The organism is Acetobacter fabarum (assembly GCF_029069195.1).
Classification (GTDB): domain Bacteria; phylum Pseudomonadota; class Alphaproteobacteria; order Acetobacterales; family Acetobacteraceae; genus Acetobacter; species Acetobacter fabarum_A.
Genome location: NZ_JARDYK010000001.1, coordinates 340,374 through 366,152, shown reverse-complemented (window position 1 = coordinate 366,152; position 25,779 = coordinate 340,374). Strand labels below are relative to the sequence as shown.

Sequence of the window (25,779 nt, the reverse complement as noted above, 5' to 3'; positions counted from 1 at the left end):
CATGATCTCCCTCGAAGATGTCACTGCCGCGGCCGAGCGCATTCGTGGCAAGGTTATCCGCACGCCAACACTGCCCTCCCATGCGCTCTCCCGCGCTACGGGGGCGGATATTACGCTCAAGCTGGAAAACCTTCAGGCTGTTGGCTCCTTCAAGGAACGCGGAGCCGCCAACAAACTGGCTCTGCTGACCCCGGAGGAACGCGCACGTGGTGTGATTGCCGTATCCGCTGGCAACCACGCGCAGGGTGTGGCACGCCATGCCAGCCTGCTGGGTATTGATGCCGTGATTGTCATGCCCAAATTCACCCCCGCAGGCAAAGTGGTACGCACCCGTAACTGGGGTGCGCGCGTGGTGCTTGAAGGCGAAACCTTTGCCGAGGCCCTGATGTTTGCGCAGGATATGCAGGCACGCGAAGGCCGGACATTTGTGCACCCTTATGATGATGCCGCCGTTATGGCTGGTCAGGGCACCTGCGCGCTGGAACTGCTGGAAGATGCGGGCGAGCTGGACATGCTGGTAGCCCCCATCGGGGGGGGCGGCCTGCTGGCTGGCTGCTCCGTTGCCGCGCGCGCGTTGCGCCCGGACATGGAGCTGATTGGTGTGCAGGTTGAATCCTACGACTCCCTTGCGGCCTTCCCCGGCCCGGCCACGCACCCCAATGGTGGTTCCACCATCGCCGAAGGCATTGCCGTGCTCCAGATTGGCAAGCAGACGGATGTGATCATTCGCAAGCAGGTGGACAAGGTTCTGGTTGTTTCCGAATGTGCGATTGAAAATGCCATTACCTTACTGGCCGAAGGTGCAAAACAGGTCAGCGAAGGGGCCGGAGCCGCAGCTCTTGCCGCCGTGCTGACTTACCCGGACCTGTTCCGGGGTAAAAAAGTGGCTCTTCCCATTTCGGGCGGGAACATCGACAGCCGTATTCTGGCCAACACCCTCCTGCGCGCCATGCTGCGCGATGGACGCATCCTGCGGCTGGTTATGGAAATTCCCGATCGTCCGGGTGTGCTGGCCGATATTTCCAAAACCATAGGGGAAGCAGGCGGCAATATCATAGAAGTCTCGCACCAGCGGCTCTTTGCCGCGCCCTCCGTGCAGGCCGCCCAGCTTGAGGTGATGATAGAAGCACGCGACCCTGAACACGCAGCCCTTATTACCAAAGCACTGGAACGGACCTACATCGTACGCAGGGCCTGAAGGCTTTATTCGCTTTGAAATAAACCCTGAACGGGGTGGTGGACCGGTGGCCACCACCCCGTTTTTGTATCTACCCCCACCCCTGCTGCGCGACCTCTTTATCTTCCATGCGTTTTGGTGGCATTATTCCTGCAGAACCGAAAAAACATAAAAACGAGGTCCAACACCATGCCATCCACCCCGCTGCCCCCCAAACGCACTGCCATGCTGGTCATTCTTGACGGATTTGGCTGGCGTGAGGACCCTTCTGACAACGCGGTGCATCTGGCCAGAACACCCAACTTTGACCGGTTGTGGCACGCCAACCCGCACAGCTTCCTGCGTACAAGCGGGGAAGATGTGGGCCTGCCTGCGGGGCAGATGGGCAATTCGGAAGTTGGGCACCTCAATATCGGGGCAGGCCGGGTGGTCATGCAGGAGTTGCCCCGTATCTTTACAGCCATTGAAGACGGATCTTTGGCACGCAACCCGGTTTTGACCGATTTCATTGCCACACTCAAAAAAACCGGCGGCACCTGCCACCTTATGGGGCTGATTTCCAGCGGCGGGGTACATTCGCATCAGGACCACGCCGCAGCCCTTGCCCGTATTGTCAGTGACGCGGGCGTACCCGTCGCGCTGCATCTGTTTACTGATGGACGCGACACAGCCCCCCGTTCAGCACAAACCTACCTGCAACAGCTCCGCACAGCTTTGCCTGCCAGCGTGCAGCTGGCCACCATATCAGGCCGCTACTACGCCATGGACCGCGACAAACGCTGGGACCGGGTGGAAAAAGCCTATAACGCTCTGGTCAGCGCAACCGGTCCGCAGGCCCATACGCCAGAAGAGGTTGTCAATACAGCCTATGCACAGGATATCTCGGACGAGTTCATTCTCCCCACCGTACTGGCAGGCTACGCGGGCATGCAGGATGGAGATGGCATTCTGTCCTTCAACTTCCGTGCAGACCGCATCCGCCAGTTGATGGATACCTTGCTGGAGCCGGATTTTGCAGGCTTTGTCCGCAGCAAAACCGTGCATTTTGCCGCAGCTCTGGCCATGACCCATTACAGCGATGCACTGGCTGGGCGCATGACCGTTCTGTTCCCGCCAGAGGAACTGACCAACCTGCTGGGCGAGGTGGTCGCACAGGCAGGTCTCCGCCAGCTCCGCATGGCGGAGACGGAAAAATACCCTCATGTCACCTATTTCATGAATGGTGGCCGCGAAAAACTGTTTGAAGGTGAAGACCGTATTCTGGTGCCCTCACCCAAAGTGGCCACCTATGACCTGCAACCTGAAATGTCGGCCCCTGAACTGACCGACAAAGCCGTAGCCGCCATTAAAAGCAGGGAATACGACCTGATCGTGCTTAATTTTGCCAACCCGGATATGGTGGGCCATACCGGGGTGCTGGCTGCTGCCATTACAGCAGTAGAAACAGTGGACACCGGGCTGGGCCGCATTGCCCGCGCTTTGGAGGAAGAGCACGGTATTCTGCTGGTCACAGCCGACCACGGCAACTGCGAAACCATGAAAGACCCGCAGACAGGCGGCCCGCATACGGCCCATACGCTTAACCTTGTACCTTTTATTGTTGCGGGCGCCAGCGCAACAAAACTACACGATGGCGGCAAACTGGCTGATCTGGCCCCCACCCTGCTCGATGCCTTGAACCTGCCCAAACCAGCCGAAATGACAGGCCAGTCCCTGCTTGCGCACTGAATGAGCACCCCCCGGCCATATTTTGACACCACAGGCCTCTCTGCCAGAGCAGGTGGCACACTGGCCGGGGCGGTATTGCTGCTGGGGGTAGGTCTGCTCTGCCCCCTACAGGCAACATGGGGTGCTGACCACACACGCCACACCGGGCTGGTCGGGGCTGCCAGCCAGCATAAAAAAAAGCACACCAGCCACCAGAGCACACCAGCCCGCGGCAAGGAAGGGCACTCCGTTTTGCAGGCACAGGCTGCGGTAGAAGCCGCCCGTGCGCAGCACCAGGCCATGGATCTGGAAAAAAAACGGCAGGCCGCAGCCATAGAGACCTCGCGCCTTCAAAACGAGGCGGCTCAGGCTGCGGCCATGCAGGCCAGAAATCAGGCACTGGTCCTGTCTGCGGCAACCGTTGCCGCTACCAGCCAGTTGCACGACACGGAACAGCAGATATCCGACCTGAGCGAACGCATGAACGCAATCCGGAATGAGCAACGGAACCTGCAAAACACCCTGCGTACCAGCGCACAGGCCCTTGCCCCCATTCTGCCATTGGCCGAACGCCTCTCCCTTTACCCGTCCGACACCTTACTGGCTGCCCCGGTACCACAGGGAGAGGCCGTAACCGGATTTCTGATCCTGCGGGGACTATCGCGCCAGATGGAGGTGCAGGCGCAGGATATGCGCGCCCAGCAGACACGCCTGAATGCGGTGGATACGGAGCTTTCCGCCCAGTACGCCACACTTGCAAGATTAAAGCAGAGCCAGCGCCAGCAGCGTGACACCGTGCGCCAGCAGGCCACCTGCGCCCGCGCAACCCAGCAGCAGGCCAGCAAACTGGCACAGAATACCGCCCAGCAATTGCTTGCCGCAACCCAGCGTGCCTCCAGCCTACAGGATGCCATTGCCCGACTGGACGCACTGGAAGAGACCGCCCGTGCAGCCCTGCAGCGCGAAATTGCCGCCGCCGAGCAGGCTCATCAGGCCGAGCGGGTGCGGACCGCCCGCCAGCAGGAAGCTACACTCAGCCAGAATCAGGGACCGGGTCTGGCTGAACACAGCACGGGTACGGGCGCTCAGCCTGTTGCTGGCAGGCTGGTTTCGGGCTGGGGGGTGCCCAGCGATTCCGGCCCTACAACCGGCATGACCTACCGCACCCCGCCCGGTGCAAGTGTGCGCGCCCCCTGTTCTGGCAGTGTGGACTTTGCCGGGGCATTCCGCAGCTACGGGCAGATGGTTATTTTAAACTGCGGGCGGCATTACCGCTTTATTCTGGCAGGACTTTCCGAGCTGAGCGTGGACACTGCACAGAGTTTGACAAAAGGCGCACCCGTGGGACACATGAATGCGACAGGCAGTTCCGCCACACTTTTCATTCAGTTGCGTAACGGACAAAAAACCGTCAACCCCGCTCCGTTTCTGTAAAGAGAGAGGCGGGTTGCGCGCTCTGGCTGTTTCCCTCTGTTGCGGAACACGCTAGTCTTGCGCAATATGCCGCCATGCTCCGGCACGGCGCGCAACGCATCCGACCATGGTTGGTGCGCGCATTTGAAAAGACAGGAAGAACAAGCGCACGGGCCAAAGCCCTGCGACAGGAGACAAGATCGCATGAAGTTCCGCACAGGTCTGATGCTCGGCGCCGCAGCCATGACCGGCCTTGCCCTGACTTTTCACCCCGGATACCTTAATGGCGCTGGGTTTCTGGGCACACCTGCTCAGGCGGAAAGCACCACCCCGGATGCCTCCCCCACCACCAACCATGCAGAAACCTACCGCCTGCTGACCCTGTTCGGCACGGTGCTGGACCTGGTTCGGGCCGACTATGTTGAACCAGTTTCTGACCGGGACCTGATCACCAACGCCCTGAACGGCATGCTCAGCGGCCTGGACCCCCATAGCTCATACATGACCCAAAAACAGTATGATGACATGATGGTTCAGATGAAAGGCGAATTTGGGGGTCTTGGGCTGGAACTACAGCAGCAGGATGGGCATATCCGCGTTGTATCCCCCATTGATGGCACACCGGGCTTTCGCGCAGGGATCAAACCGGGCGATTACATTATTGCCGTGGATGGCCACACCATAGACGGCACTCCGCTGGATGAAGCGGTTAAAAAAATGCGTGGCAAGGCCAATACCAAAATTACCCTGACCCTTGTGCGTGAAAAAACACCCAAACCCATTACAGTCACCCTGACGCGCGAGATCATTCATATCGACGTGGTTAAATCCGCTCTGTATGACCGGGTTGGCTACCTGCGTATCGCCCAGTTTAATGAAACCACGGAAAAAGAACTGCTCAAGGGGTACAACGCTCTCAAGCAGCAGGCGGGGGGCAAGCTTGGCGGTCTGGTGCTGGACCTGCGGAACGACCCCGGCGGCCTGCTGGATCAGGCGGTAGAGGTCTCCTCCAGCTTCATCCGCTCGGGCGAGATTGTTTCCACCCGTGCGCGTCATGCCAAGGACAGCCAACGCTGGGATGCGCATGGTACGGATATTACAGACGACCTGCCCATGGTGGTGCTGATCAACGGTGGCTCGGCCTCCGCGTCGGAAATTGTGTCCGGCGCATTGCAAGACCACCATCGCGCCGTGCTTATTGGCACACGCACCTTTGGCAAGGGTTCCGTACAGTCCATTATCCCCATTCCCGGCAATGGGGCCGTACGCCTGACCACCGCGCGTTACTACACACCTTCTGGCCGTTCCATTCAGGCTCTGGGTATTACGCCTGATATTGTGGTCAAGGAAACACGAGAAGACCCCGCCTTTAGCCTGCGGGAAGCGGATCTGGAGCATATTCTTAAAAATCAGGGTGGCAACCAGACCAAGGCGCAGCCCCGTACGGACCTGCCCGCCATTGCCAAGATCATTCCTGACCAGCCTCCTGCCAACTGGCCGGAGTTCGAATATAACAAGCCCAATACGGACTTCCAGCTTCAGGAAGGCCTGCGCGTTGTACGCTCCATGGCGGGCCTGCCTGCACCCGACCCCACGGCATCCCTGCCCCCGGTCAAGCCAGCAGCCAAAACCGACTGTTCAGCCCATAACTAACGCGTAGCAGAGACAAGGCAGTGGTCATGCAGACACCCCCCCTATGGCAGCAGCTACCAGCCAATGGTCGGCTGTTCATCCGCTTTTGGGGAGGGGCTTTTGCTGCAACGGCTGCACTGGCTCTGGCGCTCCAGATGATGGGACCACCCCACCTGATTGCCGGTGGTGACGATATTGATACCGCAGCAGAACCGGGCAACAAAACCGGTCCTACTGCCCACCTTGTCAACATTCCCCCTCCACAGGCCGGGCTACTGGACAAAAATGTTGGGCCGGGAGGCTTCCCCCTGCCCAAGCGGGGACCACATGGCACCCTGCCACGGCAGATTTACGCTGCCCCCACAGTAGAGGTGCCCACTGGCACCCCAATGGTGGCGCTGCTGGTGGATGGTATTGGCCAGTCCGAAGACCTGACCAAAGAAGCCATTGCCGCCCTGCCCGGTCAGGTGTCCCTTGCTGTTTCCCCTTATGTGGCGGACCCGGACGCCATTATGGAGGCCGCCCGCCAGCACCAGCATGAACTGCTGCTCTCACTCCCCATGCAGGGAGATGCAGCAAAAACAGCCGATGCGGGCAAGGGCGCCCCGGCAGACAGCGAAGGCCCCAAAGCGCTGGGGGTTCTGCTCTCTGCCCAGCAGAACATGGAAAACCTGAACTGGTCTTTGTCCCATCTGGCTGGGTATGTGGGGGTCACCAATGCTTTTGACGGGCAGAATGGTGGAGGATTTCCCAATTCCAGCGGGTTCAGATCCATCCTGTCCGCTCTGGACCAGCGTGGGCTACTCTACCTGAACGCAAGCCCCGACACCCATATTGAGAGCAGCAATGCGGTCGGTACGGCTGATGTCAGCATCAACACTGATGAAGACATTGTTAATATTGACATCCAGTTGCTCAAGCTCCAGCAGCTTGCCCGCCAGAACGGGCGTGCCATTGGTATTCTTGGCCCCCTGCGCCCTGTTGCTCTGGCCTGTCTGCGGGCATGGCTGCCCCACCTCAAGGATGTAGGCATAACGCTGGTGCCTGTCAGCCAGCTTATCCAACCCCCGGACCCGGCCAGCCAGCCGCAACCAGCCAGCAATGGCCAGATGCACGTTAACCTGACCGACCCGGCCCCCCGTATGATGGGAGGCAGCCGCTAATGTCTGTTGACCCAAGCACCCTGCCCTACCGCCCCAATGTTGGAGCGCTGATTTTTGATGCCATAGGCCGTGTCCTGATTGCCCGCCGCACGGACATGCCCGGCGCAGGTGGCCCTCTTTCGCAAGGAACATGGCAATGCCCGCAAGGCGGGATAGATGAAGGGGAAGACCCCCGCACAGCCGTCCTGCGTGAAGTGGGTGAGGAGCTTGGCACCAATCACGTCCACATTGTGGCCGAGCACCCGGAATGGATTCAATATGATCTGCCAGCGGTGCTCATTGGCCATGCGCTTGGCGGGCGCTACCGCGGCCAGACCCAGAAATGGTTTGCCCTACGCTTTACCGGCACCGAAGCCGATATTCAGCTGGACAGGCATCTGCCTGCCGAATTTGACGCATGGATGTGGGTTGACCTGCACAATTTGCCTCATTGTTCCGTCGGTTTTAAAAAACCGATTTACGAACAACTGGTCAGGGATTTTGGCCACCACGCTGTAGCAGTCTAGCCTACAGGCTTGTCTGCCCCTGCACGGCACCGCAAAGCACGGAAGCAGAAAGCCATTGGTCAGGGAGAACAATCCCCGGCCAATGGCTTTTTCAATACCGGCCTGACAGGCTGTGCGCGTTAGTGAGCACCCTTGGCTTTGCCATCTCCCCTAATGGGGGAAAGTAAAAAACATAATGGTACACACAAAAATGCACCAATACCCAAAATCATAAAGACCTCGTTGTAAGACAGCATGGCCACCTGACGCGAAAACTCCTTGAACAAAGTATGCTGCGCCACGGTATCGGCCAGTCCTTCTGGCACGCCACGCGCTATTGCCGCCTGCCGCACCTGATCCTGATAAGCATTAAACGGCTGATGGAACGGCGTCATCCAATCCACCATATAGGACTGATGCGCCTGTTTGCGCTCGGTCAGCATAGCTGTCGCGCCAGAAATAGCCAAAGACCCCAACACATTACGCGCCATACTGAACAGGGCCGAAGCATCGGGGTTCAACCGTTCGGGAATGGTGGAATACGCGATGGTGGAAAGCGGCACAAACAGAAAGGCCAGACAGGCTGTCTGGCTCATGCGGTACAGCATGAGGTGCTTAAAATCCAGCAGCGGCAGCAACTGGGCCGAATAGAACAAAGCCACCCCCATCAGCGCAAAGCCTATGGCGATCACATTACGCACGCTGGTCAGCGTCATCAGCTTACCCACAATGGGAATAAGCACGATAACAGCAATACCGCCGGGGGAGAGCAGCAGCCCGGACAAGGTTGCCGTGTACCCCATAACCTGCTGGGCAAACTGCGGCACCACAATGGCCGAGGCATAAAGCAGAGCCCCCATGGCACCCATAAGGGCCGTACCCACAGCAAAGTTGCGGTCCTTGAAAACACGCAGGTCCACAGCAGGTTTATCAGTACGCAGCAGCCAGAAAACAGCGCCAGTCAGGCCCAGAAAAGCCAGAACCCCCATAATACGGATAAAGGTTGAGCCGAACCAGTCGGCATCCTCCCCGCGGTCCACCATGACTTCAAGGCAGCTAAAGCCCAAGGTAATCAGGCTGATGCCAATAACATCCACCGGGGCCTTCTGCTTTTGTGCCCATGGTGGGTCTTCCACCACGGCCATAACCCCTACGGTGGTTAAAAAACCAAATGGCACGTTAATGAAAAATATCCACCGCCATGAGAAGTTATCGGTAATCCACCCCCCAAGGGTCGGGCCAATAACCGGCCCCACAACGGCGGCAATGGCAGTCAGCCCAAAGGCGGCTGCACGCTTGGCGGGCGGAAAACTGTCCAGAATAATGGATTGCTGGTTGGGCTGTAGCCCCCCGCCAAAAAAACCCTGCATAAGCCGGAACACAACCAGCTCGCCCAGACTGGTCGCCATGCCACACAGGAAGGACGAGACAGTGAACATGACAATACAGATGAGAAAATAGCGTTTGCGGCCAAACACTTTTCCCAACCAGCCCGAAATGGTAAGCACAATGCCATTGGCCACCAGATAGGCTGTAAGCGTCCAGGTTGAATCATCATACGTGCTGGAAAGGCTGCCCGCGATATGTGGCAGGGACACGTTGACAATGGTGGTGTCCAGAATCTCCATGAACGCTGCCATGGTCACCACAAACGCAACGGTCCATGGATTATGCTTTGGCTTCCACCCGACCGACACACCCCCTGCCTGTGCGCTCATGGAGCGGTCTGCCCGCCGCCATTCACGCCACCACCAGGGGGTGCATCGGAATGGCCCTGCGTATCCACATGCACCGTTGGTTCAACCGACAGGCCAAGAGCCAGTGGCTGATCGGGGTCCAGACCATTATCAATCAGGATTTTAACAGGCACACGCTGCACGATCTTGACATAGTTGCCGGTCGCGTTTTCGGGCGGGAAAGCGCTAAACGTGGCACCTGTGCCTTTTTGCAGCGAATCAATATGCCCATGCAGCTTAAGGCCAGGATAGGCATCCACCCGGATATCCACCTGCTGGCCCGGACGCATTCTGGTGATCTGAGTTTCCTTGTAGTTGGCCACAACCCAGACTTCAGGCTCCACAATGGCAAACAGGCTCTGGCCCTGACGGACGTAGTTACCCTGCTCGATGTTACGCTGGGAAATCCAGCCATCATGCGGGGCACGGATAACGGTCCATTCCACATTCAGCGCGGCGGAAACAAGGCTGGCCTGCGCGGCCTTGACCTGCGCAGCCTGCTGCGAAATCAGCACGGCTGCGTTTTCAATATTCGGCTGGACAGGCTGGGCCATCTGTACCGCACCTTCGGATGCCATGACCCGTGCCTGTGCTGCCTCCAGCGCCGCCTTGGCGTAATCTATATTCTGCTGGGACGTTGCAGCACGCTCCACACCATGCTGGCGCCGGTAGTCCGTTTCCGCCTTGAAAAGCTGGGCTCTAGCGTCGGCCAGCTGACCTTGCGCCTGTAACAGCTTACCGGGGAATTCCAGCAGTGCTACGCGGTGCATCATGTCGCTCGCCTGCTCGGCAGCCCGTGCATTGGCCAGTTGCGCTGCGGCCTTGTCTTTTTCCGCCAACCAGTCACGCGGGTCGATACGGGCCAGAATCTGGCCTTTGCGAACAAACTGATTATCGTTCACCAGCAGTTCGGTCACGTAGCCACCGACATGCGGTGCAATGGTGATGGAGCGCCCTGCGGTAAAGGCGTCGTCCGTTTCCACCTCATTACGGGTCATGAACCAGTATAGCCCGCCTGCCAGAACCAGACAGCCAATAACACCGGAAAGAATAACCTTGCCCCGGCTGCTCTTTCTGGCCTGCGGCTGACCGGCCGATGGCTGATCCGCAGCGCTATTCTGCTCCTGCGCAAGGGGGGATGATAAAGACTGCTCGTTATGGTCGTCGGCCATTCTGTTCCTTGCCCTCTCCAACACATCCTGCGCGGCATTTTGCGGTCAGGCGCTCTGACCGACCAGTTCGGTCAGTATGTGCCACGTTCACATCCCTGCATCAAGCGCCACATCGGCTCTCATGCCCATAATTTGCGTTTATACCAGCAAAACCGCCAGCAGTTTTCTAGCGGTCCAGCCCCTGTGTTCTGACCAGACGGGCATAAAGCCCGTCCTGGCGCATCAGTTCATCATGCGTGCCATATTCCACGGCACATCCATCCTTCATGACCACCACCATATCCGCCGAACGTACCGTAGACAGACGATGGGCAACAATAAGCGTTGTTCGCCCCTTGCGCAGCGTAACCAGTGCATCCTGCACCAGAGCTTCGTTTTCACTGTCCAGAGCGCTTGTGGCTTCATCCAGCAACAGCAGGCGAGGGTTGCGCAGCAAAGCCCGCGCAAGCGCCACGCGCTGGCGCTGCCCACCAGACAGACGCTGCCCCCCCGGGCCTACCACCGTATCGTACCCGTTGGGCAACGCCTGAATAAACTGCTCCGCCGCTGCGGCCTGCGCGGCAGCGGCCACGTCCGCATCAGAAGCCCCCGGTCTGCCGATCAGGATATTATCCCGCACCGAAAGGTCAAACAGCAGCGGATCCTGACTGACATAGGCCATGCTACCACGCAGACTTTCCAACTGTGCATCCCGCAGGTCCATCCCATCGAGCAGGATACGACCGCCCGAAACATCATGCAGACGTGGCACAAGGGAAAGCGCCGTGGACTTACCCGCCCCCGAAGACCCAACCAGTGCCACCGTGCTGCCCGGCCGGGCATCAAAGCTCAGATGTTCAAGGCCCACACGGCCATCGGCATAAACAAACCGGACGTTTTCAAACACAAGGTGCCCCCCCCCTGCGGGGAGCGGACGGGCCTGCGGGCTGTCGGTTACGGCAGGAGGGTCATCCACCACGGCGAATATACGCACCAGCCCGGCCAACCCCTCCTGCAAGGCGGCGTTAAGCGAGCCAAGGGCGCGCAGTGGGCGCGAAGCCAGCAGCAAAGCCGCCACAAAACCGGAAAAATCACCCAGTGTGGCCCCCCCCATGGTAGCCCGCCAGCCAGCAAAGCCAAGGACTGCGGCCACGGCAACACCCCCCAGAGCTTCCAGCATAGGCTCCACTCTTGCGCGGCCACGGGTAATCCGCAGCATGGCCTGATACAGATGGTTGAATGAGAGCCCGGCCCGCGCGCTCTCGCTCTGCTCCAGCCTGTAAACACGCACCGTGCGGGCCTGTGCAAAGCTTTCGGTTAAAAAAGCGGCTGTTTCCCCCACCCGCTCCTGCATACCGCTGGATGCACTGCGCACCCGTTTGCCCAGCCGCTGGAGAGGAACTGCCGCTATGGGGTACAGCAATACTGCAATCAGACTGAGTTCCCAGTCCATGTACACCATGGAGATAACCAACCCCACAACCGTAACCACATCCCCTATCCCGCTCACGGCGCGGATCATGGCATCACGGATAATGACGGCATCCGTCGTAAACCGTGCCGCCAGCTTGGCCGGAGCCTCCCGCTCTACATGGGCGATGTCGGTCTGGATCAGATGGTCAAACATCTGCCCCTGCAAACCACGGATCACCAGCAGCACCAGACCATGGGTTGCCAGTGTCTGCCCGTACTGGGCCAAAGCCTTTGCCAGCGTGATTACCACCACCAGAAACGGCACCTGAGACAGAATGCGCGGGTCACGCATGGCAAACATATCCAGCGCGCGCTGGATCACCAGCGGGTACAGCGCCGTTAACACCGCCATAAGCACCGTAAACACAATAACGGTTACGATCCGGGCGGGGTAATGGCTTATCTGGGTTCGCCACAACCGTACGAGCAGGGTGCGCGTAGCATCAGGGCGCAGATGCGGGCGGGATGCAGGCGGGGCGGCATGGGGCTGGGAGGTCATACCCTGTCTCTACCAGCCTCCTGCCCCTGCATGTAAGAGGTCGAACTCAGCTTTGTGCCGCTTTTGTGCGCAGATACCGCGCTATCTGCGTACGACATGCCTGCGCATCTGCATAGCAGCCACCCTCCAGCCACCACTGGCGGACAAGGCACACAATACGCCCGACTTCCGGCCCGGCCTGCCCGCCCATAGCCAGAACGTCCCGCCCTGCAATGGGAAAAACCGGAACAGTAATCCCGCACACCCTGCCCCGGAGCTGTGCAAATGCGGCGTTCTCCTCTGGCGTGCGCGGCTGTGCGGTCTGATGCAGCCATATGCGCCCGGCCAGCACCTCCTGCGGTTCCTCTGCCACAAGGCGGCGCAGCATAGTCTCGCTCATGGTCATATCAGGCAGGGGGGCGGGTCTGCTCAGGGCAGCAATCTGCCCAGTCTCGGCGCGGGAGAGTTTAAGGCGGCGGGCCACGGCGGCAGTGTGCGCACTCAGCCCAGCCAGCCGCAGCAATGCATGCGCCGGAGCACCATAATCCAGCAGTCGCACGCACCGTTCCAGCGTGTACCCTTCTGGCAGAATACGGGCCAGAACGCCCGTACTGTCCATAAGGCGCATAATGGCAGCCACATTGGAACCAACCAGAATCCGCCGCAGTTCCATCCATATCCGCTCGACAGACAGGCCATCGAGCATGGCAACGCCGCAGGTTATGGCCTGCACGGCCTGCGGGTCCGGCGCGCCGGACCCGTATCGCCCGTAAAACCGGAAAAACCGGAGGATGCGCAGGGCATCTTCCTTTATCCGCAATGCAGGCTGGCCAACAAACCGCACACGCCCTGCCGCCAGATCGGCCTGCCCGCCAAAATAATCGTATAAGACCCCCGCCCGGTCGACCGACATGGCATTAATGGTAAAGTCCCGCCGCAGAGCGTCTGTACGCCAGTCCTGTGTCCAGCTTACAACGGCGTGGCGCCCGTCTGTTTCCATATCACATCTGAGTGTGGTGATTTCGTATGGCGCACCATCCAGCACGGCAGTTACAGTTCCGTGTTGCAGGCCGGTCGCCACAACATGCACCCCATGCGCACGCAAACATTCCATTACCTGCCCGGGAGGTTCGGGGGTTGCCAGGTCAATATCGGCAATCGGGCGGTCTGTCAGCAGGTCACGCACACACCCACCCACAAGACGCATGGCAGGCAGAACCTGCCACAAATGGGCTAGCGCAGCCTGCCGGGACTGCTCCAGCCTGTTTATGAGCGTTTTATGTGCTCCCATTGTCCACCGCCATCCGCGCAATGGGGAAAAAGCAGCCGCAGCTCCATACCCCCATACAGGGCACACCCTGACAGGCTCCGGGTTCGGCCAGAGCTGCCAGTTCGTACCACACAGCGCGGGACAGACGGGCTTCCAGTGGATAATCTCCTTCCCCCGCGCGCACGCTCAGGTAAGGGGGGCATCCCTCCGGGCAGGCTTCGGGCGGGATGTCCCATACTGTCCGAATCGGGTGTTCAGAATCGGCCACCACCACTTCGTCCATATTGGTGCGAAAACTCAGCCGCTGCATGCGCCCCATGCCGGTCCAATCCAGTTCCACCGCCAGAAAGGGAACGTCCTCAACCTCGATCAGCCCGCTCTCGAATGGCGTGCGCAGCAGGTAAGCTCCCTGTGTATTCCGAGTAAGCAGGGAGCCAAACAGGCAGGACATGGCCTTGCGTTTGATCTCGGACCCACGGTACAGCCACACGCCATCCCGCCTGACCAAAAACGGCAGACGCCTGTTTTCCGCCGTATCGGGGGTATCGGTCTCGTGCTTATCGTGGCACGAAAGGGCATGCGCGCCGCTTTCCTGTTCACCTTTCACTGACTCACCATCCTGTTAATACGTGTCCTTGTGTTGTGCACAATGATATAGGGAGCTTACCCCGCTTGATGTAAGCCCTGCATGTAATTCAGACTGGATCCATGACCACATCAGACGCACCGTTCCCGGCACAACAGCCTTCCTCCCCTCCAGAAGTGCGGGAGGCAGATCGTATCTGTGAACGGCTTGCCGCCGTCCAGCAGGAAATTTCAACCGTCATTTTCGGGCAGGACCAGATTATCCGCCAGACACTGACCACCGTTCTGGCTGGCGGGCATGCCCTGCTGGTTGGGGCACCGGGTCTGGGCAAGACATTGCTGGTCACCACCCTGGGCACCGTACTGGGGCTGAACGCCCGCCGTGTGCAGTTCACTCCCGACCTGATGCCCTCCGATATTACCGGCAGTGAAATTCTGGACGAGGATGCAACCGGGCACCGCAGCTTCCGCTTTGTGCATGGCCCCGTTTTTACCCAGTTGCTGATGGCGGACGAAATCAACCGTGCCAGCCCACGCACCCAGTCCGCCCTGTTACAGGCCATGCAGGAACACCGCGTGAGCGTGGCCGGGGTGGAATACCCCCTGCCCGAGCCTTTTCATGTGCTGGCAACCCAGAACCCCATGGAGCAGGAAGGCACGTATCCTCTGCCCGAAGCCCAGCTTGACCGCTTTATGCTCCAGATCGGGCTGACCTTCCCCGATGCGGCAGCCGAGCGCGCCATGCTGCTGGCCACAACCGGCGCACAGGCCAGACAGGCCGAGCAGATCATGGACGCGCAAAGCCTTATGCAGGCGCAGGCACTGGTCCGGCGCATGCCGGTGGGTGAAAAAGTGCTGGACGCCATTGTGCACCTCGTGCGCGCAGCCCGCCCCCAGAGCACATCCGATGCCACATTACGCGAGCAGATTGCATGGGGCCCCGGCCCGCGTGCGGCACAGACGCTCATGCTTGCCAGCCGTGCGCGCGCCCTGCTGGATGGCAGGCTCTCCCCCGGTCTGGATGACGTGGCAGCGCTGGCCCGCCCGGTGCTGGCCCACCGTATGGCGCTTACCTTCGCCGCCCGGGCCGAGGGCGTCACCACGGACGATATCATAACCCGACTGCTCAAGACCCTGGGTTGACCGCGTGAGCCGGTTCCGACCGCCCCCAACCTCTCTGCTGCGCTGGTTTCTGGGCAGCAACCAGCCCGTGGCAGGTGCGCCGCCCAGCACGGTGGCCACGCCCAGCCCCCCGGTTTCCGCCACAGCGGAGATGGCCTGTGCGGCCCAAACGCTGGCTACCCGCATGCCGGACCTGCTGCTCCATGCCAGCCACATTGCGACAACACTGGCCGCAGGCATGCACCCCCAGCGCCGTGCAGGGTGGGGGGATACGTTCTGGCAGTATCGTCCAGCACAGCCCGGTGAGCCGGCCAACCGCATAGACTGGCGGCAATCCGCCCGCACAGCCCGCGCCCATGTGCGCGAAACCGAAGCCGAAGCCGCGCAGACAGTTCTGCTATGGTGCGATTTTTCCGGTTCCATGCAATGGCGCTCCAGCACCACCCTGTCCGGCAAGCTGGACCGCGCCATCCTGCTTCTGCTCAGCATGGCGGCCCTGCTGCTGCGCAATGGCGAGCGGGTTCTGCTTCTTTCTTCCTCCGGTGTTGTGTCTCTGCCTCCGGCTCCCAACGCGCTGGAGCGGCTGGCACTCGGGCTGTGCGGGCTGGCAGCCAGCAGCAGCCCCATGGAGGCAGCACTTCCCCCGCCCGGCCTTGTACCCCGGCGCGCGCGCCTGCTGCTGGTCAGTGACCTGCTCTGCCCAGATAGCCATATCCATGATTGCCTGCACCAACTGGCCGCACACCCGGCACGAACCTATGTGCTCCATGTCAGCGATCCGGCGGAAAGCACACTCCCCTACACCGGTCGCACCGAGTTCTGCGGCCTTGAGCACGAAGCTCCGCTGGAACTGCCCCATGTGCAAAGCCTGCGTACAGACTACGCAGCCCTTGTGGCAGCCCGCAGCCAGTGGCTTGAACAAACCATAGGTCGTTGCGGCCACACGCTTGCACACCACCAGACCGATATGCCTCCTCTCCCCACGCTGCTGGCGCTCCATGCCCAGATGAGCCAACGCGTATGATCTTCCAGTTTCCCGCCCTGCTGTTTGCCCTGTTCTGCCTGCCTCTGGTGTGGTGGCTGCTCCGCGCCACGCCCCCACGCGCGCGCCAGCAGGTTTTTCCCCCCATTGCCTTTCTCTCCCGCCTGCACCCGAAGGAAACCGAAGCTGCGCGCTCTCCCCCGTGGTTATTGCTGCTGCGCCTGCTTGCTGTAGGCCTACTGGTGACAGGCTTTGCCCGCCCGTTTATTCCTGGCAGCCGGGATGGCGGACACACTCCCGGCCCGGTTCTGCTGGTAATGGATGACGGCATGCTCAGTGCTGCGGACTGGACCGATCGTCTGGCCACCGCACACACCATTGTAGACAATGCCGAGCGCACAAAATCCAGCCTGCTGGTACTGACCACCGCTCCACAGGCTGAAGGTTCGGCAACACCACCTACGTTACAACCAGCCCCGACCGTACGGCGGATACTGAATGGCTTCCACCCCAGCCCATGGGGCGTGGACAGGGCGCAGGCGGCCCGGCAGATCGGGCAACTGCCCGCTCTACCTTTTGCCCGCATTGTCTATCTGGCCGATGGTGTTGCCCAGAGCGGGGACAGCGCCTTTGCCCAGGCCCTGCGTGCGCGGGGTAACGTGCAGGAAATCCGCTTTTCCGCCCAGTCAGGCGTGGTACTTGCTCCCGTTGCACCCACGCCGGATGGAACCATGGCGCGCCTGATCACGCTGCCATCGGGGCAGCCCCGGCTTGTTCATGTTGTGGCCCGTGCAACAGATGGAGGAACACTCGCCGTAGCCCCTGTGCCCGTGGCCGCCAATGCGACACAGGCGGATGTACGCATCAACCTGCCCATAACCGTACGCAACCGGATAGATACACTGAGTGTGCAGGGCCTTGCGAGCGCCGCCACAACCGTTCTGCTGGACGAAAATACGCGCCTGCACCCTGTCGGTCTGCTTTCCGGTGGGGGAGCCGACACGCCTCTGATCGGCTCGGTCTTTTACCTCCGCCGTGCGCTGGCTCCTTTATCAGACCTGCATGAAGGAACGCTGGACGCATTGTTCAGCCGCCCTCTGTCCGTGCTGATCGCCCCCGATGGCACTCTGGCAGGAGCGCAAAACCAGAAAGCCGTGCTGGAATGGATAAAAAACGGCGGCACACTCATCCGCTTTGCCGGTCCCGCACTGGCAGGCAGCCAGCAGGATACAAACCCGCCCACTCCGGCAGACACCACACGGAACCTTCTGCCCGTACCCCTGCTTGATGGTGCGCGCCAGCTCGGTGGGTCCATGACATGGGGCACACCGCAAAAACTTGCGCCGTTTGAGCCGGAATCCCCTTTCCGGGGGCTGGATATTCCAGCGGATGTTACGGTTTCCCGTCAGGTACTGGCCAGCCCTTCGGCCGATCTGGGCGCACATGTCTGGGCGCGTCTGGCCGATGGCACGCCACTGGTCACCCATGCCGAACTGGGCAAGGGTGAGGTTATCCTGTTCCATGTCAGCAGCACGGCAGACTGGTCCAACCTACCGCTGTCCGGCCTGTTTGTAGCCATGCTGCAACGCCTGACCGAACATGCCAACGGGCTGAACGTTCCTGCTGGGAATATATTGCTCGCCCCAGCCCTGACACTGGACGGCGAAGGCATTGCAGGACCGCCGCCCCCAACAGCACGGGGTATTCAGGGCGATGTGTTCGCCACCACCTCTGTCTCCCCCACCCACCCGCCCGGCCTGTATGGCCCCGCAGATGGGCGTCGGGCACTCAATACCGCAGCGGGAGTGCAAAACCTGCAACCCGCACAACCAGTTGGCACCATTACAGACGCTTCGGGCCAGAAGCCGGACCTGCCCCTTGGGCGTTACTGCCTGTCTGCCGCCATTCTGCTTCTGCTGCTTGATGGTGTGGTTGTGGGCCTTATGCGCACGGGCAGGCTGTTTGTGCCACACCCCCTTGCCCTGCCTGCACTGCTGGCAGCCCTTGGTGCGTTCGCCCCTCCCCTGCATGCACAGGGATTGATGACGCCCCCCGCAGTTCCCGCCGCCGCGCTGGAAACCAAGCTGGGGTATATTGTGACCGGGCACGAGGACGTGGACACTGCCTCACGCGAGGGGTTGCAGGGTCTGTCCGACTTTGTAAACGCCCGCACCTCCGCCGTTATGGGGCACCCGGATGCCGTCCACCCCGGCACGGACGACCTGACCTACTACCCCCTGCTTTACTGGCCGATTACCGGGGATGCCACCACCACTCCAGCCATGACGGCAGCGCTGAACACCTTTATGGCCCATGGCGGTATTCTGCTGATTGACACACAGGGGCAGGACGGAAGCTCCAGCACGGCCGAGACCACCTTTACCGCCGATGCGCCTGGCACTGCCGCAGCCCTGCGCCGGGTTACAACCGGCCTTGTGGTACCACCGCTGGTGGTCATGACCGACCACCACCTGCTGGCACATACCTTTTACCTGCTCCACGACTTTCCGGGCCGGTATGCAGGCCAGCCCATATGGGTCGCCAAGGAAGGAGATGCCGAGAATGATGATGTCAGCCCGGTTATTATAGGCTCGGCTGACTGGGCGCATGCCTGGGCGGTGGACAGTACGGGCAACACGCCATTTGCCGTTATTCCCGGTGGCAGCGACCAGCGCTTGCAGGCTTACCGCTTTGGGCTGAACACCGTTATTTACGCCTTAACAGGCAGCTACAAGGCTGATCAGGTCCATGTTCCCATGCTGCTCAAACGGCTGGAGGACAAACCATGAGCACTCTTTTGACCTCCGTGGGGTTTGCACCTTTGCTGCCAGTCTGGCTGCTGGCCATACTGGGCGTTGCAGCGCTGGGCCTGTGCGGGTGGAGCCTGTTCCAGCGCACGGGGGGAGTCATTCTGCGCCTGTGCGCCATATGTACGGTGCTACTGTGGCTGAGCGGACCACAACGTTACCACGAGCAGCGGCGCGCACTCCCCCAGACCGCACTTCTGGTCGTGGACCAGTCCCCCTCCATGGCGCTGGACCAGCGTGCGGCCATAGCCCGGCAGGCGGCTGATGCACTGGCACAGGCCAAGGTGGAAGGGCTGAACCTCCGCACCGTAACCGTACGTGGTACGGCACATGACGGCACAAAACTGTTTGATGCGCTGGAGCAGGCCGCTGCCGATATTCCCCCCGCCCAGTTTGCCGGGGCCATGATGGTAACCGATGGTGAGGCACACGACGTGCCCGCTACCCTGCCCCGGCGGCTGCGCCCCATGCAGGAGAATGGCAGCCACGCAACCCTGCCCCTGCACGTTCTGCTTACCGCAAGCAAGGAGCAGAAAGACCGCAAGCTGAGCATCCTTCAGGCCCCTCCCTACGCCATTGCAGGCCAGAGCGCCAGACTGCGTGTACAGGTGGAGGACATGGGACCGGGCACGCAGGCGGGCACCCCCGCAGAGCTGACAGTCCGGATGAATGGCGAAGAACCGCAGCATATTCCTATCCTGAGCGGTATGCCGCAGGATATTACCGTGCCTGTAACACAGCCAGGCCCGCTGCTGGTCAGCCTGTCCGCATCAGCCCTGCCGGGGGAAGTCTCGCAGCTGAACAACCAGACCGTAGCCCATATTACCGGCATACGGGACCGGCTGAAGGTGCTGCTGATCTCGGGCACACCCAATCAGGGGGAGCGGGTCTGGCGCAGGCTGCTCAAGGCCGACCCTTCGGTTGATCTGATCCACTTTACCATTCTGCGTCCCCCCGAAAAGGACGATGGCACCCCCTTGTCCGATCTGGCGCTGATTGCGTTCCCCGTGCGTGAACTGTTCCAGGACAAGATCAACCAGTTTGACCTGATCATTCTTGATGGATTTGAAAACAGGCATATTCTGCCACACAGTTATCTGGACAACATTGCCAGCTTTGTACGCCGTGGAGGGGGGCTGCTCCTGACCGCCGGACCCGAATTTATTGGCCCCGGCTCCTTGCAGGATACCCCGGTCGGCGATGTACTGCCTGCCCGTGTCTCCCCGGAGCAGAGCAGCATACTCATCAGCCGCTTCCGCCCGACCTTGACCGTAACAGGGCGCAGGCACCCTGTTACGGCATCGCTTCCCGGCGCACCAAAAGCCGATGCGCCACTCAACAGCCCCACAGCCGTACCGGGCCTGTGGGGACCATGGTACCGCGCCCTGCACCCCAACAGTACCCACGGTGAAGTGCTGATGAATGGGCCGGACAACAGCCCCCTGCTGATACTGGACCGGGTTGATCAGGGCCGGATTGCGCTCCTTCTGTCTGACCAGATATGGCTCTGGTCGCGCGGGGAGGATGGCGGTGGCCCGCAGGCCGAACTGCTCCGCCGTATTTCGCACTGGCTGATGAAAGAGCCTGAACTGGAGGAGGAGCAGCTTGCCGCCAGCATAAGCGCCAATACGCTCCATATCACCCGCCACAGCGTTGGCACGCCTGCGGCCACCCCCCTTACCCTGACCTCACCCACCGGGCAGAACAGCACCTTGCTCTTGCAGGCATCCACGCAGGAAGGCACCCAGACAGCACATGTGCCCATAACGGAGCCCGGTATCTGGCGTATTTCCGATGGCACACGCACAACCTATGCCGCCCCCGAGCAGGAGAATACGCGTGAGATGACCGACCTGCGCGTAACCGCAACCCGTCTGGAGGATATGGCCAGACAGAGTGGCGGGGGCATTTTCTGGCTCGGTGATACCACAGCCAGCATGCACATCCCCACCCCCAGACTGGTCACATCGGGCGCATTGCACGGAGGGGACTGGCTGGGCTTTGCCCGGCGTGATGCGCATCTGGTAACGGGTAGAACACCCATACCTCTCCTGCCCGCCCCTCTGGCCATGGGGCTCGCCCTTCTGCTGCTGTTTGGCGCATGGTGGCGCGAAGGACGGACCCGATAGCCCCCCGGAGCGTCTTTTCCGCTCCCATGGGCTGTGATACGGTAGAGGCTCCTGTATTGATGGACAGACAATGACCCGTTTTCCACGCCTTGTTTCATCCGCTCTGCTGTTCAGCAGCCTTGTCATGTTTGCTGCGGTTCCAGCATTTGCTGATGACGCCGAAGATCAGGCCGCGGCGGCGGAATCTGCCGAAAAATCGGAAAGTGCAAAGGCCGCCAAACGTGCAGCACCCCCCACCGCCATTCCCGGCGCTGAAGGAGGGGATGATGAAGCGGGGGAAGGCGGAGGGCACCCCAACAAGGATGTTGAGCCCACGGTTGCGCTGTTCGAGGCCATAAACCGGGGGAGTGTTTCCTCCGCGCGTGACGCCATTAACCGCGGTGCAGACCTGAACGGGCATAATATTCTGGGCCAGACACCGCTTGATATGTCCATCGATCTGAACCGTAACCCCATTACCTTCCTGCTTTTGTCCCTGCGCAATTCAAGCAGCCTGCAGGGAAGTGAGAGCATGGGAACGGTCAGCACATCCGGCCTGCATATGGGCAACAGCAGTGCTGATGTGGAGGACGATAGCAAAAACAAAACGCATGACCCGCGCTACGACCGCGCGGGCGGGGCTGCCCAGCCTTCCATCGGCTTTCTGGGTTTTGGTGGCAGCTAAACGGCCTGCCCAGCCTTACCGGCTGCATATAATATAAGTAAAAAAAAGGGGCACCAGACGGCCCCCTTTTTTGTAACATCATGCTGCGCAAACAACCTTTACAGCGCGACTGTTACTCCCAGACTTTCCTGCCGCAGTACATCCAGCGGTAGCAGCACGCCTTCACGCTCAAAGTGCCAGAATGTCCAGCCATTGCACGATGGCGCGTTGGTGAGCATGGCACCCATTTTATGGATTGAGCCGCGCCTGGCCCCACTGATCAGCGTGCCATCTGCCGCAACAGTGGCCAGAACACGCTGTTTTTTATCACTCAGCACCGTTCCGGCCACCAGCGCCCCCTGCTCCACCAGACTGCCAAAAGGAACACGCGGGGCTTCGCGCTTGTCCTGTGTGGTCTGTATGGCATCATCATCCAAAGGCACTTCGCTGGCCACACGGGCTCTGGCGGCTTCCACATAATCCGGGTGGCGCTCAATGCCTACAAAATGACGCCGCAGGCGGCGGGCCATGGCAGCCGTGGTACCAGAACCGGAGAACGGGTCAAGCACCACATCATTCACCGTTGTAGAAGCAAGCAGCACACGATGGAGCAGGCTTTCGGGCTTCTGGGTGGGGTGGAGCTTCAGCCCATGCTCATTCCGCAGACGCTCGTTGCCGGTGCAGAGCGGCAGATACCAGTCCGAGCGCATCTGCACATCGTCATTCAGCGCCTTCATGGCCTGATAATTAAAGCGGTAACGGCTATCCTGACTGCGGGCGGCCCAGATGAGCGTTTCGTGCGCATTGGTAAAGCGACGGCCACGGAAGTTAGGCATGGGATTGGACTTGCGCCAGACCACATCGTTCAAAATCCAGAACCCGAGGTCCTGCAAAATAGCCCCGAGACGGAAAATGTTATGGTAAGAACCAATCACCCAGATCGTTCCATCCTTGTGCAGCAGACGGCGGGCCTCGCCCAGCCATTCCCGCGTGAAGCGGTCGTATTCCTGCAGGTCGGAAAACTTGTCCCAGTCATCGTCCACACCATCTACGATGCTGTCGTCAGGGCGGCGGAGTTCACCTCTGAGTTGCAGGTTATACGGCGGGTCGGCAAAGATGCAGTCCACTGAGCCCGAAGGCAGGGTGCGCATGGTCTCCACGCATTCACCCCGCAGGATTTCATCCAGAGGGAGGTCCATGGAAACTGCTTTTGCGCCGCTCATACCCGGGTCTCCGTTTTTAAATGTTCCAACTGCTGGCGCACGGTGCCAAATGTTTTTCTGTGGTGCGGGGTAACACCCGTTTGCAGAAGAGCCTGACGGTGGACCGCCGTGCCGTAACCTGCATTTTTTTCCCATCCATAATCGGGCCAGCGCACATTCAGCCGCGCCATGATGCGGTCACGCACCACCTTGGCCACAATGGAAGCCGCGGCAATGGACAGGCTCACCCCGTCCCCACCCACGATGGCCTCCGCACTACACCCGAAATCTGGAATTTTGTTGCCATCAACAAGCACATGGTCTGGCCGCACCGGCAGACGGGCAACAGCGCGCTGCATGGCAAGGTGGGACGCATGATAAATATTGATACGGTCAATTTCCGCCGTGGAAGCCGCACCTACACCAATGGCCACACCGGGCACATGGGGCAGACGCTCGGCAATGGCCTCACGCAATGCGGGTTTTAACTTTTTGGAATCATCAATAACGGCGGCAAGGTCATCTGGCACACCACGGGCAAACACCACAGCAGCGGCCACAACCGGACCGGCAAGCGGCCCACGGCCCACTTCATCCACTCCGGCGACCAAGCCGCCATGCTGCTGTTCCCGCCTGAAGTCCGGCATTGCATCCCTTCCCGTCCGCTTGAAACGACTCGGTTAAAATTACCGAGTCGCTGCAATCGCGACTCGGTAGGGAAGGAAAAGCATTTTTTTACCCGGGAGCGCAAGAGTCCCGGTTAAATGATTTTTAGGAGCGGCGGCGACGGGGGAAGAAAAGCCAGCCGAGCAGAATACCCACAACCGAAACAATTCCCAATGAAAGCAAAGGCTTATCCCGAATAAAAGTCACTGCTTTTTCAACCGCACCTTCACCCTCTTCATACAGATCGGCAAAATCTTCCTGCATGTGTGCGGTGAACTGGTCGAGCTTTCCATCCGCCTGAAGACCGATATCGCCAGTCAGCCCCCCGGCAGCGTCCTTGACATGCCCCTTAAGGTCCCGAACCTTGGCGTCGATCCTGTTTTCGATGATGTCGATTTTATCTTTAGCCATGACGACTTTCTCCTCTTCTGGACCATCCCGTAACGGCCCGCGCATGGAAGCGACCGGAGATCTGCACGATCGCCTGTTGCATCAGACCGCAAAAACGCGTCTCTGACTAGGCATGCCTTCTCCGACGTCCACACAACTGACTGCGCTCATTGTTGGTTCCATGTTTTTTATGGAACAGCTTGATGGCACCATTCTGGCAACCGCCCTGCCCTCCATCGCCCATAGTCTGCATGTGGATATGGTCGCCACGTCTGTTGCCCTGACATCCTATATTATCGGGCTGGCCATTTTTATTCCCGCATCAGGCGCACTGGCTGACCGTCTGGGCAGCCGCACCATCCTGATGGTGGCAATCTGCATTTTTGTGGGCAGTTCAATTTTTTGCGGCACCGCCCATTCCCTGCTGTTTCTGGCTATCATGCGCACGATACAGGGCATCGGTGGAGCACTTATGGTGCCCGTGGGGCGGCTTGCGGTTATTCGCAGCACTCCTGCAGACCAGCTTGTACGAACCATGACATGGATGATGCTCCCCGCAACCCTTGGCCCCCTGCTCGGGCCTGTGGTGGGGGGGTATATTACGTCCTGGCTGACATGGCGGTGGAATTTTTACCTGAATATTCCTGTCGGCGTGCTCGGGCTGTTCCTGACCTACCGCTTTATCCCCGAAGTGCGCGAACCCTCCCCCCCTCCGTTTGATATCAAGGGGCTGTTTCTGGCAGGGGGCGGGCTGGCGGTCCTCTCCGTTTTTGCAGAGATGTTCAGCCACGGCACAGGCTCGCCTGCGCTCATTACGGCTTTTTTATGCGCAGGCCTGCTCCTGCTGGGTCTGTATGCCCGGCACGCAGGGCGTACATCTTTTCCGTTACTGGACCTGCGGCTTATGCGCTTCCAGACCTTTCGCATTTCCGTTTTTGGGGGGGCGGCGTCGCGCATTGCGGTGGGGTCTCTGCCGTTTCTGCTCCCCTCTTTTTTACAGATCGGGGCAGGGCTGAGTGCGGCACAGAGCGGGCTCGTAACCTTTGTGGCCCCACTGGGAGCCATCGCCATGCGCCCTTTTGTGCCAGCACTGCTCAGACGCTGGGGGTTCCGCACCATTCTCATGGCCAATGGCTCATCCGCCGCACTGGTCTTTGCCATGATCGCCCTTTTCCGCCCGTCCTATCCTTTATGGCTGCTCTCGCTTGTACTCACGCTGGCCGGGGCGGCCCAGTCACTCCAGTTTTCAGCGTATAATACCGTTGCCTATGCCGATATTCCACAGGACAGGATGAGTGCTGCAACCAGCCTGTATTCTACCATGCAGCAGATCATGCTCTCCGCAGGCATCTGCATTGCAGCAGGCACACTGACCATACTGAGCAGACTGCACCACAACACCCCCGCAAACATGACCGATTTTGCACTCGGCTTTGTTGTTACGGGCGCCATATCCCTTCTGGCCGTGCCGCTATGCGCCGCACTTTCCCCCTCCGCGGGCGCAAACATGAGCGGCAACCACCGTTAAGCGCACATTTTTAGCGCACAAATTACATAGAGAAACGTTA

Annotated in this window: 20 protein-coding genes; 12 read left to right on the top strand and 8 right to left on the bottom strand. The window is 60.1% G+C overall.

The genetic code is table 11. The features are described from left to right. Position 1: 1 nt before the first annotated feature. The 6 genes from PY793_RS01705 to PY793_RS01680 all read left to right on the top strand — a co-directional run bounded on the left by PY793_RS01705 (position 2) and on the right by PY793_RS01680 (position 7,598). The gene (locus PY793_RS01705; protein ID WP_275176385.1) at positions 2-1,198 is read left to right on the top strand and encodes a threonine ammonia-lyase; all 1,197 of its coding nucleotides are present in this window, start codon (positions 2-4) and stop codon (positions 1,196-1,198) included. A gap of 168 nt (positions 1,199-1,366) precedes the next feature. Then, positions 1,367-2,905 carry a 2,3-bisphosphoglycerate-independent phosphoglycerate mutase gene (gpmI, locus tag PY793_RS01700; protein ID WP_275176384.1) on the top strand — a complete coding sequence of 513 codons (1,539 nt, stop codon included), beginning with the start codon at positions 1,367-1,369 and terminating at the stop codon, positions 2,903-2,905. Beyond that, a complete protein-coding gene (locus tag PY793_RS01695; RefSeq protein WP_275176383.1) occupies positions 2,906-4,318 on the top strand; it encodes a murein hydrolase activator EnvC family protein in 1,413 nt (470 codons plus the stop codon). A gap of 183 nt (positions 4,319-4,501) precedes the next feature. Beyond that, positions 4,502-5,950: a S41 family peptidase gene (locus tag PY793_RS01690; RefSeq protein WP_275176382.1), complete on the top strand. Its 1,449-nt coding sequence runs from the start codon at positions 4,502-4,504 to the stop codon at positions 5,948-5,950. A gap of 26 nt (positions 5,951-5,976) precedes the next feature. Further along, a complete protein-coding gene (locus PY793_RS01685; RefSeq protein WP_275176381.1) occupies positions 5,977-7,092 on the top strand; it encodes a divergent polysaccharide deacetylase family protein in 1,116 nt (371 codons plus the stop codon). After that, entirely contained in the window at positions 7,092-7,598 is a 507-nt protein-coding gene (locus PY793_RS01680; protein WP_275176380.1) for an RNA pyrophosphohydrolase, read from the top strand. Before PY793_RS01685 ends, PY793_RS01680 begins: the two co-directional genes overlap by 1 nt. Positions 7,599-7,717: 119 nt before the next feature. Here the strand turns inward: PY793_RS01680 and PY793_RS01675 are convergent, their stop codons facing one another. The 5 genes from PY793_RS01675 to PY793_RS01655 all read right to left on the bottom strand — a co-directional run bounded on the left by PY793_RS01675 (position 7,718) and on the right by PY793_RS01655 (position 14,202). After that, positions 7,718-9,295, bottom strand: coding sequence for a DHA2 family efflux MFS transporter permease subunit (locus PY793_RS01675; RefSeq protein ID WP_275176379.1), 1,578 nt, complete (start codon positions 9,293-9,295; stop codon positions 7,718-7,720). Beyond that, a complete protein-coding gene (locus tag PY793_RS01670) occupies positions 9,292-10,485 on the bottom strand; it encodes an HlyD family secretion protein (protein WP_275176378.1) in 1,194 nt (397 codons plus the stop codon). Before PY793_RS01670 ends, PY793_RS01675 begins: the two co-directional genes overlap by 4 nt. A gap of 166 nt (positions 10,486-10,651) precedes the next feature. Then, complete coding sequence (locus PY793_RS01665) at positions 10,652-12,436, bottom strand: ABC transporter ATP-binding protein (protein WP_275176377.1); 1,785 nt, start codon at positions 12,434-12,436, stop codon at positions 10,652-10,654. A 46-nt stretch (positions 12,437-12,482) separates the two neighbouring features. Next, positions 12,483-13,706 carry a CCA tRNA nucleotidyltransferase gene (locus tag PY793_RS01660; protein WP_275176376.1) on the bottom strand — a complete coding sequence of 408 codons (1,224 nt, stop codon included), beginning with the start codon at positions 13,704-13,706 and terminating at the stop codon, positions 12,483-12,485. Then, positions 13,693-14,202, bottom strand: a complete 510-nt coding sequence (locus PY793_RS01655) for a DUF1285 domain-containing protein (protein ID WP_275176679.1) — start codon at positions 14,200-14,202, stop codon at positions 13,693-13,695. Before PY793_RS01655 ends, PY793_RS01660 begins: the two co-directional genes overlap by 14 nt. A gap of 191 nt (positions 14,203-14,393) precedes the next feature. Here PY793_RS01655 and PY793_RS01650 point away from each other — a divergent pair, with 191 nt between their 5' ends. The 5 genes from PY793_RS01650 to PY793_RS01630 all read left to right on the top strand — a co-directional run bounded on the left by PY793_RS01650 (position 14,394) and on the right by PY793_RS01630 (position 21,974). Further along, positions 14,394-15,413: an AAA family ATPase gene (locus PY793_RS01650; RefSeq protein ID WP_275176375.1), complete on the top strand. Its 1,020-nt coding sequence runs from the start codon at positions 14,394-14,396 to the stop codon at positions 15,411-15,413. Positions 15,414-15,417: 4 nt separating this feature from the next. After that, positions 15,418-16,416, top strand: coding sequence for a DUF58 domain-containing protein (locus PY793_RS01645; RefSeq protein WP_275176374.1), 999 nt, complete (start codon positions 15,418-15,420; stop codon positions 16,414-16,416). Beyond that, positions 16,413-19,163, top strand: a complete 2,751-nt coding sequence (locus PY793_RS01640) for a DUF4159 domain-containing protein (protein ID WP_275176373.1) — start codon at positions 16,413-16,415, stop codon at positions 19,161-19,163. Before PY793_RS01645 ends, PY793_RS01640 begins: the two co-directional genes overlap by 4 nt. After that, positions 19,160-21,310: a VWA domain-containing protein gene (locus PY793_RS01635; RefSeq protein WP_275176372.1), complete on the top strand. Its 2,151-nt coding sequence runs from the start codon at positions 19,160-19,162 to the stop codon at positions 21,308-21,310. Before PY793_RS01640 ends, PY793_RS01635 begins: the two co-directional genes overlap by 4 nt. A gap of 70 nt (positions 21,311-21,380) precedes the next feature. Next, on the top strand, positions 21,381-21,974 hold the full coding sequence (locus PY793_RS01630) for an ankyrin repeat domain-containing protein (protein ID WP_275176371.1): 594 nt from the start codon (positions 21,381-21,383) through the stop codon (positions 21,972-21,974). Between the two features lie 98 nt (positions 21,975-22,072). On the opposite strand, the gene PY793_RS01625 is transcribed toward PY793_RS01630, so the two are convergent. The 3 genes from PY793_RS01625 to PY793_RS01615 all read right to left on the bottom strand — a co-directional run bounded on the left by PY793_RS01625 (position 22,073) and on the right by PY793_RS01615 (position 24,232). Continuing rightward, positions 22,073-23,176 carry a DNA methyltransferase gene (locus PY793_RS01625; RefSeq protein ID WP_275176370.1) on the bottom strand — a complete coding sequence of 368 codons (1,104 nt, stop codon included), beginning with the start codon at positions 23,174-23,176 and terminating at the stop codon, positions 22,073-22,075. Next, positions 23,173-23,802 (bottom strand): ribonuclease HII, encoded by a 630-nt coding sequence (locus tag PY793_RS01620; RefSeq protein WP_275176369.1) that lies wholly within the window; start codon positions 23,800-23,802, stop codon positions 23,173-23,175. The genes PY793_RS01625 and PY793_RS01620 overlap by 4 nt, the downstream gene beginning before the upstream one ends. A gap of 124 nt (positions 23,803-23,926) precedes the next feature. Beyond that, positions 23,927-24,232, bottom strand: coding sequence for a CsbD family protein (locus PY793_RS01615; RefSeq protein WP_275176368.1), 306 nt, complete (start codon positions 24,230-24,232; stop codon positions 23,927-23,929). A 112-nt stretch (positions 24,233-24,344) separates the two neighbouring features. On the opposite strand from PY793_RS01615, the gene PY793_RS01610 reads away from it, so the two are divergent. After that, positions 24,345-25,739 (top strand): MFS transporter, encoded by a 1,395-nt coding sequence (locus tag PY793_RS01610; protein ID WP_275176367.1) that lies wholly within the window; start codon positions 24,345-24,347, stop codon positions 25,737-25,739. The last annotated feature ends 40 nt before the right edge of the window (positions 25,740-25,779 follow it).

Bases quoted from the DNA above. Each gene is read 5' to 3' on its own strand.
- PY793_RS01625 (WP_275176370.1), bottom strand. From the start codon at position 23,176: ATGAGCGGCGCAAAAGCAGTTTCCATGGACCTCCCTCTGGATGAAATC.
- PY793_RS01675 (WP_275176379.1), bottom strand. From the start codon at position 9,295: ATGAGCGCACAGGCAGGGGGTGTGTCGGTCGGGTGGAAGCCAAAGCAT.
- PY793_RS01705 (WP_275176385.1), top strand. From the start codon at position 2: ATGATCTCCCTCGAAGATGTCACTGCCGCGGCCGAGCGCATTCGTGGC.
- PY793_RS01630 (WP_275176371.1), top strand. From the start codon at position 21,381: ATGACCCGTTTTCCACGCCTTGTTTCATCCGCTCTGCTGTTCAGCAGC.
- gpmI (WP_275176384.1), top strand. From the start codon at position 1,367: ATGCCATCCACCCCGCTGCCCCCCAAACGCACTGCCATGCTGGTCATT.
- PY793_RS01685 (WP_275176381.1), top strand. From the start codon at position 5,977: ATGCAGACACCCCCCCTATGGCAGCAGCTACCAGCCAATGGTCGGCTG.
- PY793_RS01620 (WP_275176369.1), bottom strand. From the start codon at position 23,802: ATGCCGGACTTCAGGCGGGAACAGCAGCATGGCGGCTTGGTCGCCGGA.
- PY793_RS01615 (WP_275176368.1), bottom strand. From the start codon at position 24,232: ATGGCTAAAGATAAAATCGACATCATCGAAAACAGGATCGACGCCAAG.
- PY793_RS01695 (WP_275176383.1), top strand. From the start codon at position 2,906: ATGAGCACCCCCCGGCCATATTTTGACACCACAGGCCTCTCTGCCAGA.
- PY793_RS01635 (WP_275176372.1), top strand. From the start codon at position 19,160: ATGAGCACTCTTTTGACCTCCGTGGGGTTTGCACCTTTGCTGCCAGTC.
- PY793_RS01640 (WP_275176373.1), top strand. From the start codon at position 16,413: ATGATCTTCCAGTTTCCCGCCCTGCTGTTTGCCCTGTTCTGCCTGCCT.
- PY793_RS01670 (WP_275176378.1), bottom strand. From the start codon at position 10,485: ATGGCCGACGACCATAACGAGCAGTCTTTATCATCCCCCCTTGCGCAG.
- PY793_RS01680 (WP_275176380.1), top strand. From the start codon at position 7,092: ATGTCTGTTGACCCAAGCACCCTGCCCTACCGCCCCAATGTTGGAGCG.
- PY793_RS01690 (WP_275176382.1), top strand. From the start codon at position 4,502: ATGAAGTTCCGCACAGGTCTGATGCTCGGCGCCGCAGCCATGACCGGC.
- PY793_RS01660 (WP_275176376.1), bottom strand. From the start codon at position 13,706: ATGGGAGCACATAAAACGCTCATAAACAGGCTGGAGCAGTCCCGGCAG.
- PY793_RS01665 (WP_275176377.1), bottom strand. From the start codon at position 12,436: ATGACCTCCCAGCCCCATGCCGCCCCGCCTGCATCCCGCCCGCATCTG.
- PY793_RS01650 (WP_275176375.1), top strand. From the start codon at position 14,394: ATGACCACATCAGACGCACCGTTCCCGGCACAACAGCCTTCCTCCCCT.
- PY793_RS01610 (WP_275176367.1), top strand. From the start codon at position 24,345: ATGCCTTCTCCGACGTCCACACAACTGACTGCGCTCATTGTTGGTTCC.